This is a genomic window from Streptococcus cristatus, from assembly GCF_003943505.1.
GTDB lineage: Bacteria > Bacillota > Bacilli > Lactobacillales > Streptococcaceae > Streptococcus > Streptococcus cristatus_E.
On record NZ_RJPS01000080.1, the window covers coordinates 1 to 683 of the forward strand.

General features: G+C 42.0%; 1 protein-coding gene. It reads right to left on the reverse strand.

Going from position 1 to position 683, the window contains the following annotated elements; translation table 11 throughout:
- The coding region (locus tag D8792_RS11095; RefSeq protein ID WP_142999407.1) for a glycoside hydrolase family 20 zincin-like fold domain-containing protein at positions 1 to 683 on the reverse strand (683 nt) is incomplete at both ends.

Here is a 683-nt window from a genome sequence, read left to right on the forward strand (position 1 = left end):
TTATTGGTCTGCGCTTCAATGGTAAAGACATTATCACGAATCGTAATACCATAGCCTTCTTCACCATAGCCCTTGTCCGTTACCTTTTTAAACTCAATACGATGCGCGGATGTACTGTCTCCCTTGGCAAGCTCTAATCCTCGAGAAATCAAGTCATTAGCATAGAAATTAGCTGCCTTGTCAAATCCTGAATCTCCAACAGATAGAACGGTGTCTTCCAAAATAGAAGAACGTCCTTCTTCACCGTGCCATTGCTGAACAGTTGGAGCCACTGTCGGCTTGTCTCCAACTCCCTCGTCTGCATAGCGACCAGGAACTCTAACCTCAAATTCCTTGGTAATGGTTTGGCCTTCATGCACTTGTTGCAAAGAAACTTTAACTGTCTGGTCCGTTAGAGGTTGATAGACTTTATTGTTTAAATCAATAACACCTTTTTTATTGCTGCCGACTAAACTAACTTCACCTGGCAACTCAGGCATGATTAGCGAGCGTCCATCTTGAGCTAAAGTCAATGACTCTACTTGGTTAAGATTAGTTACTTGTGCTGGATCAGGAATATTAGAATAAGCGCGCAATTCTTGAATGCCAACATTACGCCAGCGCATACTACCTTCAGTGTATTTAGTGATTTCCAACTTGAGATATTTGGCTTCAATCGGAGTATCAAGATTAACCCTTTCATC